Source organism: Hymenobacter terrestris (assembly GCF_013377905.1).
GTDB classification, from domain to species: Bacteria; Bacteroidota; Bacteroidia; order Cytophagales; family Hymenobacteraceae; genus Hymenobacter; species Hymenobacter terrestris.
The window spans coordinates 15,607-35,928 of sequence record NZ_JABKAV010000021.1 but is presented as its reverse complement, the minus strand read 5'-3'; the positions used below and the strand labels follow the sequence as shown (position 1 = coordinate 35,928).

The following is a 20,322-nucleotide window of genomic DNA, read 5'->3' as shown; positions in this document are numbered from 1 at the left end:
TCCTGCATGTTGACGTTGCAATGGTAGCTCTGAGACAACGCGGGAATCTTCGCCACGCTCGAAAAGATGTTCATTTACTTCATCCGGTCCCTGGCCCTTCAGCTCCCAAGTTCCCCAAGTCTCTCATATGGCTTCCTGCCGATGTGGCAAAAGGCGGCCGTGGCACGGCGCTTGCCCAACCCATACCTTCGGCACAGCTCCGCCGTAAAGGAGCCTGGGTCCGGGAGCTAGCCTGTCATTGTGGCACCCGGACTTCTATTTTGCCCGTCTTTTCGCCTCGCATGAGCTATTCCATCCCGCCTAACGCTTCTCTATCCTCGTTACTGCTGATGACCGACGACTCCACCGAAATGGTTTCTATTGTGGCCGCCGACCCCGACCAGCCAATGGCTCCCGGGGAGCAGCCGGAAGTGCTACCGCTGCTGCCAGTGCGCAACACGGTGCTGTTTCCGGGCGTGGTGCTGCCGGTTACCGTAACGCGCAAAAAGAGCATCCGGCTGGTGCGTAAGGCCTACAAGGGCAACAAGCTGATTGGCGTGGTTGCCCAGAAAAATGGCCAGTCCGATGACCCCACGCTGGCCGATATGTACCAGGTGGGCACGCTGGCCCGCATTCTGAAGATGCTGGTGCTGCCCGACGGCAACACGACTATTATTATCCAGGGGCAGTCGCGTTTCAAAATTGAGGAGGAAACCCAGAGCACGCCCTATCTCACGGCCCGTGTGAGCTATGCGCCCGAAGCGTTTCCTGCCAAAAGCTCTAAGAGCCTCAAGGCGCTGGTGTCGTCGCTTAAGGAGGCGGCTTCGCGCATGCTCAAGCTTAACCCCGAAATCCCGCAGGAAGCTCAGGTGGCGCTCGATAACATCGAGTCGCCGGCTTTTCTGACGCATTTTCTGTCGTCTAACCTCAATGTGGAGGTGAGCGTGAAGCAGCAGCTCCTCGAAACCAACGACGGCGTGGAGCGCGGTACCAAGCTGCTGGAGCTGATGCTCAAGGAGATTCAGCACTTGGAAATCAAGCGCGAAATCCACACCAAGGTCCACACCGACATCGACCAGCAGCAGCGCGACTACTTCCTGCGCCAGCAGATAAAAGTGCTGCAGGATGAGCTGGGCTTCGATGGGCCGGAGCAGGACGCCGATAAGCTGCGCCAGCGAGCCAAGGGTAAAAAGTGGCCTGAAGCCGTGGCCAAGCATTTCGAGAAAGAGCTCGATAAACTCACCCGCCTCAACCCCCAGGCCGCGGAGTATCCCATCAGCGTGAATTACGTGGAGTACCTGCTCGATTTGCCGTGGGGCGAGTACACCAAGGACAACTTCAACCTCAAGCGTACTCAGCGCATCCTCGACCAGGACCATTACGGCATGGAGAAGGTGAAGGCGCGCATCATCGAGTATCTCGCAGTGCTCAAACTGAAAAACGACCTGAAAGCGCCGATTCTGTGCCTGTACGGCCCGCCCGGCGTGGGCAAAACCAGCCTTGGTAAATCCATTGCCAAGGCGCTGGGCCGCAAGTACGCCCGCCTGAGCTTAGGCGGCGTGCGCGACGAGGCCGAAATCCGGGGACACCGCAAAACCTACGTGGGGGCCATGCCGGGCCGTATTATCGCCCAGATTAAGAAGGCCGGCGCTGCCAACCCGGTTATCGTACTCGATGAAATTGACAAGTTGGCCTCCGATTTCCGCGGCGACCCCAGTTCGGCGCTGCTCGAAGTGCTCGACCCCGAGCAGAACTCGACCTTCACCGACAACTACCTGGAGGTGGAGTACGACCTGAGCCGGGTGCTGTTCATTGCCACCGCCAACTCGCTCGACACTATTCAGCCCGCTCTGCGCGACCGGATGGAAATTATCGATCTGACGGGCTACACGCTGGAGGAAAAAAGCCAGATTGCCAAAAAGCACCTCTGGCCCAAGCTACTCGAAGAGCACGGTCTCGGTCCTAAAGACGCCGCCGTGAGCACCGCCGCCCTGCAGCGCGTGATTGACGATTACACGCGCGAAAGCGGCGTGCGCAGTCTGGAGCGCAAGCTCGGTGGGCTGGTCCGCAACGTGGCCAAGAGCAAAGCCATGGACGAAAGCTACCCCGCCACGCTGCAGCCCGCCGATGTAAAGCGCATCCTCGGGGCGCCTATTTTCGACCGTGACCAGTACCAGGACAACGAAACGGCTGGTGTTGTGACGGGCCTGGCCTGGACCAGCGTGGGTGGCGACATTCTGTTCATAGAAAGCCTGCTGAGCCGCGGCCGGGGCAAGCTCACGCTCTCGGGCCAGCTTGGCGACGTGATGAAGGAATCGGCGGTAACCGCGCTGAGCTACCTGCGCAGCCGCGCCGACGAGTTGGGCATCGATTACCGCCTCTTCGACCAATACGACCTGCACATTCACTTCCCCGAAGGTGCCGTGCCCAAAGACGGCCCCAGCGCCGGCATTGCCATCTTCACCAGCATTGCCTCGGTGTTCACCCAGCGCAAAATCCGCAGCCACCTGGCCATGACGGGCGAAATAACCCTGCGCGGCAAGGTGCTGCCGGTGGGCGGCATTAAGGAGAAAATCCTGGCCGCCCGCCGCGCCGGCATCAAGGACATTATCCTCTGCCCCAAAAACCGCAAGGACATCGACGAAATAGCCCCTCACTATCTCCAGGGCCTCACCATTCATTACGCCGACCGCGTGGATGACGTGCTGCGCGTGGCGTTGCTCGATGAGCAGGTGGCGCACCCGATGAAACTGATAGTGCGCGACGAAGCCCCTGCGCCGTTAGGCCCGAGCGTGGAAGTGCAGTAGGGAAGCGTTAGGCCAAAAAAAACGTCATGCTGAGCTTGCCGAAGCATCTCTACCGCTTCGTTGTGATAGTATATTCAACAGGCGGTAGAGATGCTTCGGCAAGCTCAGCATGACGTTCTTCCAGCATCGAATCACCCACGTCGCACAATAAATCCGGCCGCCGCAACGTCCTGTCCGGGAACTGCTTTATCTTACCGTTGATGAACCAACTCCTACGCCGCACCGCCGTTGTTTTTGCCATTTCGGGCCTTACGCTGGGCACGGCGCGCGCTCAGATTGGGGGGCAGCGGGTCTTCTCTTTCCTCAACCTGCCTACCAGCGCCAAGCTGGCTGGCTTGGGCGGCGTCAATACCTCGTCGCGCGATGCCGATGGCACCATGATCTATGCCAACCCGGCCCTGTTGAACGCCGATATGGACGGCCGGCTGGCCCTGGGTTTTGTCGATTATCTGGCTGATATCAAGCAGAGCACTGCTGTATATGTGTTCAACACAGCCAAAGCCGGCCGGATAGGAGTAGGGTTAACCTACCTCAACTACGGCGACTTCGAGCAGTTCGATCCGGCCGGTAATTCGTTGGGCCGGTTTACAGTGAATGAGTACGCCCTGAGCCTCTCCGATTCCTATACCTCGGGCGTGTTCACGCTGGGTGGCACGCTCAAACTGGCTGGCTCGGGCATTGCCGGCAACCACTCGTACGCCGCTCTGGCTGATGTAGGCGGCCTGTTTAAGCACCCCACCGCCGATTTCACCGTAGGCTTGGTGGTGCGTAACGCCGGCGTGCAACTCAAGGCCTATGACGGGGCCGACCGGGAGCCGATGCCATTTGATGTGCAGTTGGGCGCATCCATTAAGCCCGAGTACCTGCCGTTCCGGTTTTCCCTCACGGCCCATCACCTGCAGCAGCTCGACATCGTTTACCTCGACCCCAGCCAGCGCGGCCAGATTGACGAGAATGGCAACGAGGTAAAGCCTGAAAAGAGCCTGGGCGACAAGATTGCGCGGCATTTCGCAGTGGGTGGCGAACTACTGCTTAGTAAAAACCTAAACGTACGCGTCGGCTACAACCACCTCCAGCGCCGCGAGCTGCGCCTGGATAACACCGCGGGTGGGGCCGGCTTTTCGTTCGGTGTAATGCTGCGCATCAGTCAGTTTCAGCTCGATTATACGCATGCCGGCTACCACGCCTCGGGCGGTGCTAATTACTTTACCGTTTCTCGTAGCCTCGACTCGCTGTTCAAGAAACAGCCCCAATAGTTAACTGTTGTCTACAAGTTCATTCTGAGTATTCCGCGAGCTGAGCGGCGACGAAAGACTATGTAACGCTGAAGATGCCCTAAGGCTCAGGCATAATAAGGTCCTTCGTCGCCGCTCAACTCGCGGAATGCTCAGAATGACGAGTTATTATATCAGCCTCTCCTCCAAACAGTACCTCCATACATGCTTGAATCCTCGGAATTTCTGACCCCGGCCCAGATTGTGGTCGAACTCGATAAGTACATCATCGGCCAGCACGAGGCCAAGCGCCACGTGGCCATTGCCCTGCGCAACCGCTGGCGCCGCCTGCGCGCCGCCCCCGAAATGCGCGACGAAATTGTGCCCAACAACATCCTCATGATCGGCTCGACCGGCGTGGGCAAAACCGAAATTGCCCGCCGCTTGGCCGGTATTTCCGGCTCGCCCTTCGTGAAAGTCGAGGCCTCCAAGTTTACCGAAGTAGGCTACGTGGGCCGCGATGTGGAGAGCATGGTGCGCGACCTGGTGGAGCAGTCGGTGAATATGGTGAAAACCCGCCGAAAGGAGGAAGTAAAAACCCGGGCCGCCGAATTGGTGGAGGAGGCCATTCTAGATATCCTGATTCCGCCGGTGACCGGCGCACCCGGCGTAGCTAAGCCCGCCCTGGGTTTCCCTACTACCACCGGCTCTGGTGAGATGCCCGATTCCGATAGTGAACTCAATGAGCGGACCCGCGAGCGGTTTCGTGAGAAAATCCGGAATGGTGAGCTCGACGACCGCAAAATTGAGATTCAGGTACAGCAGGGCGGGGGCGGCATCAGCGTGATGGGTGGCGCGCCCGGCGGCATGGATGAAGCCAGCATGGCCGGTATCCAGGACATGCTGGGCTCGATGATGCCCAAAAAAACCCGCAAGCGCAAAGTAACGGTGGCCGAGGCCCGCAAGCTGCTGTTCGACGAGGAGGCCGCCAAGCTCATCGACATGGACGAGGTGAAGGACGAGGCTGTACGCCACGCCGAAAACTCGGGCATCATCTTCATCGACGAAATCGACAAGGTAGCCAGCAAAAGCAGCAAGGGCGGCGGCGGCCCCGACGTGAGCCGCGAAGGCGTGCAACGCGACCTGCTGCCCATTGTAGAGGGTTCGGCCGTGAGCACCAAGTACGGCATCGTTAACACCGACCACATCCTGTTCATTGCTGCTGGCGCCTTCCATGTGGCCAAGCCCTCCGACCTCATTCCCGAGTTGCAGGGCCGTTTCCCCATTCGCGTCGAGCTCCAGAGCCTGACCAAGGACGACTTCTACCAGATTCTAAAAGACCCCAAAAATGCCCTCACAAAGCAGTACGAGGCGTTGCTAAAAGCGGAAGATGTAGAACTGACTTTTGAAGATGCGGCCCTGGAGCGCCTAGCCGAAATTGCCTTTGAAGTCAACAGTGAAGTGGAAAACATCGGGGCCCGCCGCCTGCACACCGTCATGAGCCGCCTGCTCAACGACATCCTCTTCGACGTGCCCGACAAAATCGGCGCCAACGCCCGCATCCTCATCGACCGTGCCTTGGTGGAGGAGCGCCTGAATGACATGGTACGCAACCGCGACCTGAGCCAGTATATTCTATGATGAAGTGATGAGGTAATAGGGTGAATGCCGTTCAGGTACTTCGCTAATGCTGAAATGATGCGTGCCGTTCAACGCCACCTTCGGTCCCCGCGTAACTACTGCGGAGACTGGGTGCGCTGAACGGCACTCACCATTTCACCCTCTCACTATTTCCCCTCATGCATTACTACCTCATCACTGGCGCCAGCCGGGGCCTGGGCCGGGCACTGGCCGAAGCCGCCCTAGCGCGGCCCGACACCACCGTTATCGGCATCTGCCGCCACGCTACCGTTCAGCACGAGCGGTACCAGCACCAGCCCCTCGACCTCTCGGACTTGCCGGCTGTGCAGCACAACCTGCACAAGGTGTTTGCCCGCTTCCCCGATGCTACTAGTCTCACCCTCATCAATAATGCCGCCGTGCTGGGCGAAATCGGCTACCTGGGTGAGCAGACCAATGAGCACTTCGAATTTGTGTTCGACATAAATCTGCTGGCCCCGGCCATGCTGATGAATACCTTCCTGAGCGCCTATCAGGGCCGCGAGTTGCCCCGCACCATCCTCAATATCAGCAGTGGCGCGGCCCAACGGCCCGTCGACGGTTGGGGAGCCTACTCGGCCTCCAAAGCCGCTCTAGATGCTCTCTCACGCACGGCCCAGCACGAGCAGGAGTTGCGCGGCAGCGGCGTCCGTATCCGCAGCCTCTCGCCCGGCATCCTCGATACACCCATGCAAGAGCATATCCGCTCGGCCGACGCCCATGATTTCAGCGAAGCCGCCAAATTTGCCGATTTCCACCAGCAGGGCCAGCTGCGCCAGCCGGCCGAAGTAGCTGGCCGCATCATGGCGTGGCTGCAACAGCCCGATCTGGGGTCGGAGGTAGTGCTGCGGATTGATGAATTGATGACGGCCTAAAAGGTGCATGTAAAACTGACCTGCTTACTCCGATGAGTAGCCCAACAAAAAAGCTCCAACCATACGGTTGGAGCTTTTTTGTTGGGCTACTCAAATAGCTTTTCAGTCAGCGGCTAAACTGGCTGGTTAGTGCTACTTGTTCACAGGAGTTTGGTCAAACAAACCGGGCAGGGGGCTAGGCACCTGGTTGCGGTTGGTGTTGATTTCACTCTGTGGATACAGGAAGCGCTGTGGCAGAGACGGCGCGCCGGACGTCTTGAGCGGCAGACCCAACGCGTTGTTGGTGCGACGGGCATCGTTGAAAGCACCAATCTGACCAATGAAGGTCAGGTAGCGCTCCGTGCGAATCTCGCGTAGTAGCTTAGCGTTGTCGGTGCCGGTGCCGGGCAAAGTGGCCAGGGTGTAGGGAGCATACGTGCTGCCAGCATACTGAGCCTGTAGCGCGGCCCGAACGTTGTTAAGGGCAGTTAAGGCAGTAGCATTGTCCCCGCTGCTGTTCAGAATGGCGGAAGCCTCAGCTATAATGAGCTGGTTCTCCACATACGTCACCAATGGGAACGATGCATCTGGCGCACTGAAGCCTTCTCCTTCTTGGAGGCCATAATTAGTTGTGCCAGTTGGGGCCGCCGTGAAGTAATAGTCGAATCGGGCTGATTCATCTGTGGCGGCCGTATTACGGTTATTTGCCATACCCGCACGGGCGGGGTCGAGCAGCTGAGCGGCATACGAGTTCGTAGCGGTTAGATAGCCTCCCCGCTCGTTCACGGTGAATTGGAAATAGACGTTCTGGCCGCCGCTAGCATCCAAGTGGGGCATAATCATGCTGTTGGCCGGCGACGATATACCCGACTGAGCCGCCGTACGGGCCGCCGCGTAATTTTTAGTCTGCAGGTAATAGCGGGCTTTCAGCGTGTTAGCGACCCCCGCCCACTTTGGGGCGCTGCCAGCAAAGAAGATGTCCTGCGCAGCCGGAATACCACCCGATTTACCTAGGTTGGCAATGGCCACATCCAGTGCTTTCTGCAGATCGTCGTAGATCTGCGGCTGCGGGTCGAAGGCAGGCTGCGGGAACTGAGCACGGTCTACCGCTTCCCGGTACGGAATATCGCCGAACAACGACGTCAGCGTACCAATCATGTGGGCTTCCAGAATTTGGGCGACGCCCTGCAGGCGGAATACCCCGGCCGCTTCGGCGTTGGCGGCCGTGATGCGAGCCTGAGCAACAACGCCGTAGTAAGACGTATCCCAGATGTCGTCGAAATTGCCCGACGTAACGTTGTAATTGTTGAGCGGAATATACTGAGCTATCGACCCAGTGAACTGGGCCGTCCAGATGCCGGACAGCCGAGCCGCTTCGGCCTCGTGTACCAGCGCGTCGGCCACAATTACGCCTTGCAGCGTATTGGTCGCGTCAACGTTGCTCGGGTTGTTGGGATCAACGCTCAGGTCGTCTACGAACTTGTCGCACGAGCCGAGCGCGAGGCCAAGAGTGAGTAGGAAAGCAAGTTTAGAAAAATGTTTCATAAGAAACCGAAGAAAATCAGGATTGATACTTAGTAAGTGATGCGCAGGCCCACGAGGAAGGAGCGCGTGCCGGGGTTGTTAAAGTACTCTAGGCCCCGGCCATTGGAAACGCCTGTTACGTTCGTCTCTGGGTCGACGCCCTTGAACTCCTTGGTATAAAGCAGCAGGTTGCGGCCGGTTAGCGTAAATTCTACATTCTGCAGGCGCGTAAGCTTGCGGAAGCCTTCCGACTGCAACGTATAGCCCAGCGTAAGTTCGCGCAAGCGGGTCCAGGTGGCATCCTGTATGAATTGCTCCGCTACCGGACCAAAGCCACTGCCGGTAGAGGTGAACCAGCTCTCGTCGAGCAATACGTTACCTCCACCAAAGTTGTCCAACCGTCCCCGAACCGTGTAAGTGCCATCGGCATTCGGCGTATAGTCCGAGGCTACGGTAGCTCCCGCGTCGCTGTAGGTTTTAGTGACGGCGGCGTCGGCGGCCGAGAGAGTAACCTCCCCAGCCGTGTAGGTCGAAGTACCGAAATTGCGCAGTACGCCTTCTGTACCTGCCCAGATGTCGCCTCCAAAGGAAGTTTCTACTAAGGCAAACAGCCGGATGCCCTTATAAGTAAGCGCGGTGTTTATTCCGGAACGCCACTTGGGGTTGGGGTCGCCGATAACGCCTTCCGTTTGGGCTGGCTGTGGGAAACCATCATTATCGAGGGCCAGTGACCCATTCTCATTCCGCTCCCAGCGGCCACCCCAGAGGACCCCAACGGGCTGCCCCTCCACGGCCCGCGACGAGGTGCCAGCAAAACCGTTAAGGAAAATCGACTCGGCTCCGGCCAAGCTGTTCACCTTATTGCGGTTGCGGGTCCAGTTGCCACCGACCGACCAGTTGAGGCCTTCCTTCTGAAGGATGATTGCGTTCAGGTCGATTTCGATGCCTTTATTCTCTAACTCGGCTGCGTTGGCGTATTCCTGGGTGTAGCCCGAGGAAGCAGGTACCGGCACGGGCAGAATGGCGTCGGTAATTTTGTTCTGGTAATAGGTACCACTCAGGCTAATCCGGTCCTTGATGAACCGCAGGTCCAGGCCGGCTTCCACCTCCTGCTTACGCTCAGGCTTCAGTAGCGGATTCCCGCGCAGTGAACTGCGTGCAAAGGCTCCGTTATAAGCGGCCGGGTCGATAAAGGGACCGTAGCTTTCCGTGTAAGAAGCTGGCACGAATACGTCGCGGGTCAGGTAGATACCGAAAGCGCTGCCCGAAGCTGGCTGCAAGCCTACTTCACCGTAGGCAGCCCGCAGCTTACCGAAGCTCAGGATATTGTTGCTCGCCAAAGCACCCACTTTCGAGAACTGCCAGGCCAAATCGGTCGAAGGATAGAAGAACCGGCTCTGAGTTTGCGGACCAAAAGTCGAAGCGTTTTCCACGCGACCGGTAGCATTCAGAAAGAGCTGCTCGCCCAGCACGAGGCCCGCCGTAGCGTAGCCGGCCGATGTGCGCTGCTTGGCTTCCGCGTCGAAAGCTGTTACGTTGGCTTTAGTCGCGTTGTTAAAGAAGCTCTGGCCGCGTACGTCCAGAATGAAGTTCAGGTAGCTGGCCCCTATATTGCGGGCTTCGCGCTGGTTGAAGTTTGTGCCAATCAGCAGGTTGCCGCTCACGAAGGGGCTGAACTGGTGAGTTGCCCGCGCGAAGGCGTCCACGTTGAACTGGGTTTCAGTAACGATTTCCTCGGAAGCCGAGCCATTTCCGCCGTTTTCCGCCGAATTGATGGGGAACAGGGTCCGGCGGCTGTCAGTGTAGGTATCAACGCCGGGACGCACGGTGAGCGTCAGCCAGGGTCGCGGATTTACGTTCAGCTCCAGGTTGCCTAGGAAACGGTCTACCTCGCTGGGGTTTATCTGCTCATTGATAGTCCAGAGCGGATTGTTGTAGACCGGGTTCGCATTATTGCCAACCGGCCGGCGGTATGCACGCTGCCGGTTCGGGAATATGTTGCCGGCCGGGTCGGTGTAGGTACCAATGTAGCCGCTCTGGTCAAAATCGGCGGGCGAGCGTAACAAGCCCAGGTACAAACCAGCCAGGTTGGAGCCCTGCTGAATGCGGTTCGACGATACGCGACTGTAGGTTACGTTACCGGCAATCTTAACGATATCATTAAAGTTGCGGAAGGCGTTCACCCGGCCGCTGGTGCGGCGGTAATCCGAATTGTTGCGGATAATGCCTTGCTGGTTGAGGTCGGAAATACTCGCGAAGATGTTGCCATCCTTGTTGCCCGCCGTCAGGCTCAGGTTGTTTTCTAGGTAGCTACCGGTCTGAAAAACGCTGTCGAAGTTTTTATCTACGAAAGTCTCGCGACTATTCTTCTTACTGATTGGCAAGTACGTCTGTCCATTCTGGGCCAGGAAGGAGCCACGGTCGGTAAAGAACTCGTTTGGACCGCCGCTACGGGTGCTAATTTTATCGCCGTAAGAGGCGGCCTGCGTACTGATTCCCAGGGCAGCTACGCCCCCGGTACCCTGTCCGTATGTGTCCTGCAGGTCGTGCTTGTAGGAAACCCGGTCGGCCGAGTAGGTAGCACCGTACGATACGCTAATTTTGCCGTTGGCCGAGCCGCCGCGCTTGGTCGTAATGTAGATTACGCCGTTGGCAGCCCGCGAGCCCCACTGTGCACTGGCCGCAGCACCTTTCAGAATCTGCACCGACTCAATATCGTTGGGGTTGATGTCGCTCAAGCGTGACTGCTGGACTACGCCGGCCGTGCCGCTGCCCAGGTTGCTGTTGCTCACTGGTACGCCATCCACGATGATGAGGGGCTGGTTGGTACCCGTAATCGAGTTCTGACCCCGAATCTGGATGTATGCCCCTGCTCCGGGGTCGCCGCTGCTCCGGGTGATCTGGACGCCCGACGCCTTGCCCGACAAGCCGGTGATGACACTGGTTTCACCCGACTGCACTACGGCTCCGCCTTGCACCTGTGCAACCGCGACTCCCTGCTCGTCTCGGGACTGCTTTACGCCTAGGGCCGTTACGACCACTTCGCTGAGCTGCTTGGAGTCCGACGACAGGCCGATGTTCACCTGGCTTTCGGTTCCGATCGGCCGCTCAACAGAAACAAAGCCGATAGAGCTAAACACCAACGTGCCGCCGGTAGCGGGGACTGTCAGCGTAAACGAACCATCAGAATTGGTAGATACACCAGTAGTCGATCCTTTTAAAAGAACCGTAACACCCGGTATACCATCACCGGTGCTCCGGTCGGTAACCCGGCCAGAAACGGTCCGAGTCTGCGCAACTACCTGAGTGGCCGAGAAAGCTATCAGAGGTAGTGCGATAAGTAAACTTCTTTTCATAAAAAGGAGTGTGTGAGTGAGTAGATGAGGGCTTGAGAAGTCAACTTCACATCAGCCAAGTTAAGCTGTGAGCGAGCAAAGTAAGGATAAAACAAACATATAACTAATGGATATTACGCACGGAGTTGGGCAAGCCGCTGATACATGGCTTCCAAGCCGACGGTGTAGCGTTAGGCCTTGAAGCGGAAATAGCCGAGCCCGCATTTAAGCTTTAGCACTTCCAGTTTGACGTAAGCCAAGACAGCGGTTAGGAAATGATTGGCCTGGGTGGCCACCATTTTAGTAGGCGATTTGGCCATTGAGGCATTCTGTTTGAGCGACTTATGGTATCCTTTTACTTCCCACCTTCTCTGGTAGATTGTCGTGAGTTGGTCCTGAGTCAGGTTGGTGTCGATGCTGACCAGATACAACACGCCCTAGCTGCCGTCTTTGTCTGTAAAGACTTGCCTGCTCACGAGCACCGCCTCCGCGACGGCCCGAAAATAGACGAACAGTGACTGCGCATTGGGAAAAACGAGCGTCTGCACGGCCTGAAGCTTGCCCTGTGCCCGCGCCCCCTCGCTCAGGGCCACGGTGCGGCTACTTTCCAAGGCAAAGATAAAGTAGTGGCCCAGCGCCCGTACCAGGTGCATATTCTCGACCGAGGCGTACCAGCTGTCGGCCAGCAGGTAGCATTAGGCCAGTTGCTGATGGGCCACGCGCAGCAGCAGCACGTACTCGTTATTGGTGCATGGGCTCTCGTATTTGGTCTGTTGCCGTTTGGCGTCCCACCCGGCTACGGTCTTGCGCAACAACTCAACAAACGGCCAACGGCAGCGCCAGTTGCCCGGCCTGATAGAGCAAGCTCACGAAATTCAAGCCTTTGACGTGCCGCTGCTGGCTGTGGTCTCAATGGTAATCAATCAGCTTGTTGGTATCGGTATGCGCCTTTTCCAGCACCGAACCGTCTAAGATGAGCACCGCGAAGTAGTCCGGTTGCTGCCGGGCTTCGGCCTGCCGAATGAGCGGTTTGACCTGCCGCCAAATATCAGCCGAACTGTAGGCCGCACTGCGCAGCTAGCGGGTGATGTGGTCGTGGCTCAACGCCCCGTCCAACAATTGCGACAGGCCGGTGACTGTCGTCAAACACGTCTAATTCAGCAGATAATCCGTGTACAAATCCAGCGTGCAGCTCTCCATGCCTTTCTTAAAAGAGATGAGTGTCAACCTGATTGCGTAACATCAGTAAGCAAGAAGGCCCCTGGCATATCGCCAGGGGCCTTCTTGCTTACTGATGTTACGCAATCTATGGAATAACTCGAACCCGTACTGGTCTTGGAATGAGGATGGTACCATCCTCTAACTCAATGCGGAAGTAAAAGCCGATATCCGTAGGAACAGCGGTGGTGCTAGGCACTGGTGCTGTTAATCTGGGTGGAGTACCAGCTGCAGGGCCAGCCGGACCAGCCGATGTACCTACCCGTATCCGGTAAGGCAGGTAATCTCTTTGCAGGTTGGTTGTGAAAGTAATGGTGTTGGTACCATTACCCGGAATGGGAGCTGTGTTATAAGCCGAAGCAGCAGTAGTCGAGTTCAGATTTCCCAAGTTGATCGATGTGGCTGTACTCGTAGCCACTTTGGTAATCTGCTTTATAACATTTCCAGCCGGAACGGCTAGCTGAATGTTAATATTTCCGCCGGCTGCTATCGAAGTAGTTACGCCGGGATACCGCTCAAAGAACTCGGCGTTGGTCACCGTTACGGGCGTGTTGGCGATGCTGTCTTCGAGTGGTCCTAGGTCGTTAGGTCCAAAATCCTTTTCGCAGGCCAGCAATCCGGTTGAAAGGACCGCCAGCGCGCACAGTTTAACTAGATATTTTTTCATGAGAGGCAAAGTAAGAAGTGAATCCGAAGTGAGGTGTTAGTCAACATCCCACCATACGGGCACTGTAGTGCCGGGAGCCGGGTTCGGCGCATTTACTACGTTACCCGACAACTCGGAGGCCGGATACACGAAGCGCTTCGGCAGCACATTCGGATCGTCGCCCTCAGCGTTTTGGGCCAGGGCAAGACGTGGGAAGCCGGTACGACGGTAATCATTGTAGGCCTCGTAGCCGTTGCCCACCCACGAAATCCACTTCTGCGTCATAATCTGGTTCAACCGCTGCGTGGTCGAGCCACGAAGAATTGCTACCGATGGGTTAGCCGCAAAGTAGTCCGTTACGGCTTGGTCGGTAATACCAGCCTTTGTCATCGAAGCCCGGATAGCAGCCTGATACAGGCCCTGCACAGAGCTACCACCCGTAGACGTGTTCAGGATCAGCGCTGACTCGGCCATGATAAACAGCCGTTGTGTGTTGGTGAGCACACGGATGGGGGCATCCCCAGACGCCCCTGCGATAAAGGCGTTGTAGCGCGAACGGTCGGCCGTAGCTGGCCGGGGGGCCACAGTTCCATTCTGCAGCCCTGTGAAGGTCAGGAAAGTACCCGCGGTCGGACCCGGTATAGTCGTACGCGTACCGCTAACATTCACGGCTGGTGGTCCGCCAGTAGTCGGAAGCACCGGAGTGCGCGTGGTGGTAAAGTAGATGGGTAGTCGCGGGTCATTCTTAGCCGCCATACTATCGAGCAGGCGCTGGCTCAGAAATAGATCTAGCGGCCGCTGACCGTTACTGGCGTCGCCGAACGCGTAAATGGGGTTTCGGTTACCTATTCCTCCGCCAAAGGGAACTTCAAAATCGTTGGCGTTGGTCAGAATGGCGCTGTTGGCAGCGATTACCTCGTTGATGATGGTCGCCGCTAACGCCGGCTCGCGGCGGCTCATGGTGTTGGCCAGCTTCAGCCGAAGCGTGTTGCCCATGCGTGCCCATTTCTGCAGGTCGCCTGCGTAAATGGGGTCGTCGGTACCCGAAGGCATCAGGTCGCTGGGCTTCGCCAGGTCGGCCAGGCCCTCTTTTATCAGTGCGTCGAGGCTCTGAATTCCCTCCGCGCCCTTATAAATATCCTCCTGCCGATCGAAGCGTGGCTGCAGGTTGTTCAGCCCCCGCAGAGCCTCCGAGTACGGAATATCGCCCCACAGATCGGTCGTCAGAGCGAAATTGTACGCCTTCAGCAGCTTGCCGATGCCCGCGTAGGCGGGGCTGTTGCTACGCTCGGCAATGTCGATCATCGTCTGCGAGTTCTCCAGCGTACCGGCGTATAGCTCGCCCTGCCACTGGTTATCGAGTCCTCCCCGGATGTTGTATACATCCGCAGCGGCTGCCTGGTTAGCGGCTCCGGCCACATGCTGCACGAGCAGCGAGGTAATCCGGCCGATTTCGTTGCCGACGCTGAAGCCTGTTGAGATGGCCGTACTGGTCAATAGGACCGAGGGCGGTACGCTCTCGGGGTTGTTGGGGTTCTGGTTGACGTCGAGAAAGTCCTGGCAGCCGACGGCTCCAAAAGCTATTATCCCAGTCAGCGCAAGACCAATATATTGCGGGTATTTCATGTGTTGAAGAAGAAAAGCTAGTGGAATCCTATTACAAAGTAAGGCGCAGGTTAATTCCGTAGTTGCGCGCACTTGGTGCCCCCTGCAGTTCTAGACCCCGTATGTTACCGGCTCCCTGCGTGTTATTTTCCGGATCGATCGGCGCGTTGGGCGCATAAAAGAACAGGTTGCGGCCCGATAGCGAGATAGAGGCTTGACCAAATGGGGTGCGCTCGAGCAACGTTTTGGGTAAGGTGTAGCCCAGCGATACTTCGCGCATCCGGTATACGGTGGCATCATACACGTTCAGGTCGCTCTGCAGGCCAAAGCTCTGCCAGTACGACTGCGCATCTACCTGAATAGTGTTGGCCCGGTAGGTGCCGTCACCATTATCAATGGCTCCCGGAATTACCCGTGGCGCTTCGCGGTCAACTCCGGTTTCCTCGAGCGCACCGCGGCTCTTGTAGAAGCCCGACGAGAACGACACAAGGTCGCCGCCCACCACGGCGTCTACCAGGAAGGAAGCTGTCAGGCCCTTAAAGGTGAACTGGTTGTTGATACCACCCTGCCATTCGGCGTTGGGATCGGCGATTACTTGGTTGTTTAGCTCCGGCGCGAACAAACCCGATGCCGGGTTGATGAGGTACTGCCCAAAGAAAGGACTGTTCTCGTCGGTTACCCGAGCTTTGGCGTTGCCCCGGATGATACCGTAGGGAAAGCCGACCTTGTATGAGGGAATTGTACCAGTGAAAGCTGCGCCACCAATAGCGGCCTCATCTACGCCGGACGCGATAGAAATTACCTCGTTGCGGATGCGCGTGAAGTTGGCATTGATGTCCCATCTAAAGTTGCTTGAGCGCACGGCCGTAACATTGAGCAAGCCCTCAAAACCCTTGTTATCTACGCGGCCCACGTTGGTAACCCGCGAGGTGAAACCCGTAGAAGGAGCCGTCGTAACGGCCAGAATCTGGTCGCGGCTGATAGTTTTGAAGTACGTTGCGTCGAGAGTTACCCGGTTGTTGAAGAAACCTAAGTTAATGCCTCCCTCAAACGATTGCGTGAATTCGGGAGTCAGCACGCTACCCCCACCCAGCGCGTTGCCGATGTCGAAGCCCGCGTAAGTTCTGCCGTTGGCGGTGAAGGGAAAGGTAAAGCTGGCTACGTTGTTGCCCTGGCCTCCTACCGTATACACGGTGTTGAGCGCGTAAGGGTTGGCATCGCGGCCCACTCGTGCGACGTTACCTCGGATTTTACCGTACGAGAAGATGTCGTTGGAAATCTTGAGTGCGTCGCTGAACACGAAGCTCGCGCTGGCGGCCGGGTAAAAGAAGGTGTTGTTAGCTACTGGTAGCGTCGAAGACTGGTCGAAGCGGCCGGTTAGTTCCAGGAACAGGTAATTGTTATAGGCCAGCGACAACTGCCCGTAGTAGCCTAAAATTCGCCGCGTTGATGAAAATTCTCCTGTGCCATTGGAGAATACTTTGGCGTTGTTGAGGTTATAGAAGTTAGGCAGTGTCAGATCGTCGCCCACTGCGAGTACTTCCTGCACCCGGCGCTGGTTGATGTTCTGGCCCAGCAGCAGGTTGGCGTTGAAGCCCTCCGCGAAGAGGTTGTCTTTTTTCAGCGTAACGAGCAGGTCACCGTTCAGCTCGCTCCGGAACAGGGTCTGGTCGATAACCTGGCCCGTGGCCGCCCGTTGCGAAAAAATATCGGTAATTGACTTGCGCCGGTCGGTGTACGTGTCGTAACCGGCCCGGTAGGCAACGTTCAGCCAAGGCGTTACCTCGTAGCTCAGGTTGGCTACGTTAATAAAGCGGGTTACGTCGGAAGCGACCGAGTTGCGGGCGATACTCCAGCGCGGGTTTTCACTACCCGGAAAGAATACGGGGCGGCCGGCAGCATCAATAAATGGCAGGCCCTGCAGGTCGTAGCTGCGGGGCACGTTAATCAGCTGGCCAAACGGCGAGCCGCCGTTGCCCTGCAACGGGCCAACCTGGTTGGTTTGGATGAAGCTGACCGAGCCACCTGCCCGCAGCTTGTTGAGCAGCTTGGTATTGCCGGCTAGCTGCACGTTGGTCCGGTTCAGTTCGGACCGCTCCGTGATACCGCGCTGGGCAGTGTTGTTAACGTTCAGCGAAACATTCTGGTCGGCATTACCTCCCGTTATGCTCACGCCATTCTGCAGAATACGACCAGTCCGGTAGAAATCCTGAACGTTATCTTCGTAAAGCTGATAATCTAGGTTCTGTATATTGTTGTCGGCATCACGGAACAGCAGACCATTGGACAGGCTTGGCGTAGCACCGAAGCGCGGACCCCACGAGTTTACGCTACCTAGGTTGACATTGCCATTGGGCAGCAGGTTGACGCCACCGTTGCCCTGTCCGTAGTCGTTTTGAAAATCGGGCAGGCCATATGCTTGCTGCAGAGAAAAGCCCGATGTAACGGTTACCTCCACCTTACGGTTTATGTTACCCCCCTGCTTGGTGGTAATGATGATAGCTCCGGAGGCAGCCCGCGACCCGTAAAGGGCGGCAGCAGCCGGACCTTTCAAAATGTTGACGCTGGCAATATTCTCAGGATCAATATCGAGTGCCCGGTTGGCCTGCTGTGCCCCGAACAGCGAGCTGCTAGTCCGGTCTAGGTCGTTGCTGATAGGAATGCCATCAACCACGAACAGGGGCTGGTTGCTGCCGGCCAGCGACGTAATGCCGCGGATGTTGATGTTGGTAGAAGATCCGGGTAGACCGCTAGCGTTGGTGATATTCACACCGGCTACTTTGCCTTGCAAGGCACTGAGTACGTTCGGCTCTGACTTTTGGGAAATCTGAGCTGCTTTAATCTCTTGGGTAGCGTAGCCCAGCGTACGAACATCGCGCTCGATACCTAGAGCCGTGACTACTACTTCGCTCAACACCTTGGAGTCGGCGCTCAGCCCAACGTTTACTGAGGCCTCGGTACCGATAACGCGCTCGATACTGGAGAAACCAATTGAGCTGAACGTTAACGTCCCACCCGCGGCGGGTACGGTAAGGGTGTATGATCCATCCGAGTTGGTTGAAATGCCATTGTTCGTGCCTTTCAGCAGAACTGTAACTCCAGGAAGACCCTCTCCAGAAGACCGATCAGTGACCCGGCCGGATATAGTCCGGGTCTGTGCTATCACCTGCGTCGCGGAGAAAGCGACTAGCGGTAAGACAGACAATAGAAATTTTTTCATGAAGAAAAATGAGTGAAAGTGAGTGAAAACATGGCTACTATGTTCTCAGAGTGTTAAATGTAAGCACAACGTAAAAGATTTCCACGTTTTCGGGCAAATAAAGACGAAATTTATACGAAATCCATCGTTTTTCTTCTGTTTCCGACGGCAACATCCGATTTAGCGAAGCTAGTGAAGAAGAAGTAATGCTCGCTACTATATATGTTTCAGGACAGAATCCCTCTTTTCTGCGATAAAATACTGTTTTATAGATGCTTGTACAGAAATAAATAAGTGTATTATCCACAAATTTGCTATGCTATTAGAAATGTAAGCTAGCAGGAGATATCCCTTTGCCGCCTCCCTGTTGAGCCTATGTCTTCCTTAGTGAACCGTAGACGTAACTTTCTGGACATATACTTATCTCCGCTTTAAAGCGAGTTAGCTAAATATATGATAATTTAGTGAAAATATTATCATATATTGTTGATTTTCACAGGATAAGCGGTAAACCCTATTCGCTTGATTTACGCATTCGCGTTGCCACGACTTGTGAGCAGGTTAGCTCGTGCCAGCAACAAGTCGTCGAGCGCTTTGACGTGAGCGTTACGTTTATCCGGAAGCAAAATCACTAGCAATGCTTAACTGGCTCACTAGCCGCCACGCCAGCCAGCGGCGGGCTGGGCGATTTCGCCAGCCGAGCAAGCTTGGCTCGTGGCTATGTGGGCCATATATCGATGCTTTACTGGACGAGTTTAACGCCGTCTAACAGGCTGTATTTGGTCATCCGATGAGCTAACCAGCATCTGGGCCGTATTGGACGCGTATAGACTACGCCGCAAAAAGAGTACTCAAGCCACTTTGTGCATCCGTGAGCGGGTGTGCCCGGCGCAGGCCGCGCATGTGGAAACGGTCTGCCCGCAGCCTGATGTGGCCCGCTTCCGTTTTTTTGCTAAACAGGCTTAATCCTTCACGACTACCGCCAGCATACCTGAGCCCTAGGTGGGCAGCATATCGAAACTGAGCCGCTGCCTGACACTGATTGGGGCGTTGCAACTGCTGGAAGGCGGCCTGAATTACGTCAATTTTGCCTAGGTATGGATCCATGCACAGCTCTTGGCTCAACATGGCCGAAACCCAGTTTGCTGCCCTTTCCCGCCAGTGTCTCGACAGACACATCGGCTACTTCAACGACTTGAACAGGGGACTAGCCTAGTAAGTTAATTACAATCAGGCCCCCACTAAAGTCAATTGGTCTTTTACGACTAAAAAAGCCCACGAAAAAATTAGAAACTCTCAATATGGACTACCCAAAATAATTACTGAACATTAAGTTAGAAGACCATTAGCTGCGGCGTTGCTCACCCCACCTGTTTACCCGCGTAGCTGTTCCCGAAACAGCGCTAGGGTCCGGCCCCAGGCTTGGGCTGCTGCTTGGGCATTATAGCGGGCAGGTGAGGTGTCATTGTTGAAGGCGTGGTTTACCCCCTCATATACAAACTGCTCGTACTTGGTGCCCACAGCCTGCAATGCTGCTTGCCAAGCGTCTTTGCCGGCATTCACTCGCTCGTCGAGGGCAGCGTAGTGCAACAGCAGATGCGCTTTGATATTGGCGGCTTCTGCGGCGGGCGGTTGTGTACCGTAGTAAGCCACGGCGGCATTCAGTTGGGCATCGTGCACGGCGAGGCGGTTGGCTAAGGCTCCGCCCCAGCAAAAACCCACGCAGCCGGTGCGGCCGTTACTGTCGGGGTGCTGGCGCAGGTAGGTCAGGGCGGCCAGATAGTTGGTCAGCGTCTGGTCTTTGTCCAGCTTGCTGATGAGGGTCCGGCCCTCATCCTCGTTGGCCGGGGTGCCGCCGAACTCCGATAGCCCATCGACGCCCAGGGCCAGATAGCCAGCCTCGGCCACGCGCCGGGTTATATCCTTGATGTGCGGCGTAAGGCCCCTGTTTTCGTGAATGACTACCACGGCACCGCGCTTTTTCCGGCCTTTTGGGTGTACCAGGTAGCCTTGCATGGTAACGCCGGCCGCGCCCGGCCAGGTCACGGTTTCTTCGCGTAGGCCCGTGGCCGCGGCAGGCGCAGTGGCGGCACTGGCGTAACCCGGTTCCAGCACGGCCAGCGCGGCTGCCGCCAGCGCCGTGCTGCCAGCTAACTTCTGGAGCCGGTCCAGAAAGTCGCGACGGCTGAGCGGGGCGTGGGTGTACTCGTCAAAGAGCGTGATAATGCGTTGGTCCATGGGGCGGGGGTAAATGTGAGAAAGGGAAAGGTAACGAATTCGAG

10 protein-coding genes and 1 pseudogene are annotated in these 20,322 nt (G+C 56.8%); 4 read left to right on the top strand and 7 right to left on the bottom strand.

From position 1 onward, the window contains the following. Nucleotides 1-329: 329 nt before the first annotated feature. The 4 genes from lon to HW556_RS09360 all read left to right on the top strand — a co-directional run bounded on the left by lon (nt 330) and on the right by HW556_RS09360 (nt 6,534). Nucleotides 330-2,786: an endopeptidase La gene (gene lon / locus HW556_RS09375; RefSeq protein ID WP_176899780.1), complete on the top strand. Its 2,457-nt coding sequence runs from the start codon at nt 330-332 to the stop codon at nt 2,784-2,786. A 200-nt stretch (nt 2,787-2,986) separates the two neighbouring features. Then, the gene (porQ, locus tag HW556_RS09370) at nt 2,987-4,042 is read left to right on the top strand and encodes a type IX secretion system protein PorQ (protein ID WP_176899763.1); all 1,056 of its coding nucleotides are present in this window, start codon (nt 2,987-2,989) and stop codon (nt 4,040-4,042) included. Nucleotides 4,043-4,225: 183 nt separating this feature from the next. Then, nucleotides 4,226-5,641: an ATP-dependent protease ATPase subunit HslU gene (gene hslU, locus HW556_RS09365; RefSeq protein ID WP_176899762.1), complete on the top strand. Its 1,416-nt coding sequence runs from the start codon at nt 4,226-4,228 to the stop codon at nt 5,639-5,641. 158 nt (nt 5,642-5,799) lie between these two features. Next, the gene (locus HW556_RS09360) at nt 5,800-6,534 is read left to right on the top strand and encodes an SDR family NAD(P)-dependent oxidoreductase (protein ID WP_176899761.1); all 735 of its coding nucleotides are present in this window, start codon (nt 5,800-5,802) and stop codon (nt 6,532-6,534) included. Between the two features lie 132 nt (nt 6,535-6,666). Here the strand turns inward: HW556_RS09360 and HW556_RS09355 are convergent, their stop codons facing one another. From HW556_RS09355 to HW556_RS09315, 7 genes and pseudogenes are all read right to left on the bottom strand, one after another. After that, entirely contained in the window at nt 6,667-8,058 is a 1,392-nt protein-coding gene (locus tag HW556_RS09355) for a SusD/RagB family nutrient-binding outer membrane lipoprotein (RefSeq protein ID WP_176899760.1), read from the bottom strand. A 29-nt stretch (nt 8,059-8,087) separates the two neighbouring features. Further along, nucleotides 8,088-11,393 carry a SusC/RagA family TonB-linked outer membrane protein gene (locus tag HW556_RS09350; RefSeq protein ID WP_176899759.1) on the bottom strand — a complete coding sequence of 1,102 codons (3,306 nt, stop codon included), beginning with the start codon at nt 11,391-11,393 and terminating at the stop codon, nt 8,088-8,090. A 170-nt stretch (nt 11,394-11,563) separates the two neighbouring features. Further along, nucleotides 11,564-12,518, bottom strand: a pseudogene (locus HW556_RS19095) (transposase). 160 nt (nt 12,519-12,678) lie between these two features. Next, nucleotides 12,679-13,257, bottom strand: coding sequence for a hypothetical protein (locus HW556_RS09330; protein WP_176899755.1), 579 nt, complete (start codon nt 13,255-13,257; stop codon nt 12,679-12,681). A 36-nt stretch (nt 13,258-13,293) separates the two neighbouring features. After that, a complete protein-coding gene (locus tag HW556_RS09325; protein WP_176899754.1) occupies nt 13,294-14,862 on the bottom strand; it encodes a SusD/RagB family nutrient-binding outer membrane lipoprotein in 1,569 nt (522 codons plus the stop codon). Nucleotides 14,863-14,893: 31 nt separating this feature from the next. Then, nucleotides 14,894-18,061: a SusC/RagA family TonB-linked outer membrane protein gene (locus tag HW556_RS09320; protein ID WP_176899753.1), complete on the bottom strand. Its 3,168-nt coding sequence runs from the start codon at nt 18,059-18,061 to the stop codon at nt 14,894-14,896. A 1,353-nt stretch (nt 18,062-19,414) separates the two neighbouring features. Beyond that, the gene (locus HW556_RS09315; RefSeq protein ID WP_176899752.1) at nt 19,415-20,278 is read right to left on the bottom strand and encodes a dienelactone hydrolase family protein; all 864 of its coding nucleotides are present in this window, start codon (nt 20,276-20,278) and stop codon (nt 19,415-19,417) included. Nucleotides 20,279-20,322 lie beyond the last annotated feature (44 nt).